This is a genomic window from Pseudarthrobacter sp. AG30, from assembly GCF_003116525.1.
Classification (GTDB): Bacteria; Actinomycetota; Actinomycetes; order Actinomycetales; family Micrococcaceae; genus Arthrobacter.
Window position 1 is genome coordinate 1 of sequence record NZ_QEHL01000050.1, and the last position, 241, is coordinate 241.

The following is a 241-nucleotide window of genomic DNA, read 5'->3' on the forward strand; positions in this document are numbered from 1 at the left end:
CCGCCGGGGCTGCGTTTGGTGTGGTGGTGGCTGTGGTGGTGACGGGTGCGGTGTTGTATCCGGGGTTTAAGACCACTGAGGTTGAGTTGAATGATGGTGGCGTGTGGGTGGTGTCGAAGTCCAAGAATGCTGTTGGGCGGTTGAATTATCCTTCGCGGGTGCTTGATGGTGCGGTGACGCCGGCGTCCACCACGTTTGACGTCTTGCAGCATGCGGGCGAGGTGTTTGTTGACGATGCGAC

At 59.3% G+C, this 241-nt stretch carries 1 protein-coding gene; it reads left to right on the top strand.

The annotated features are described in order from the left end of the window. On the top strand, positions 1-241 hold a 241-nt coding region (locus DC347_RS21240), incomplete at both ends, for a hypothetical protein (protein ID WP_133247135.1).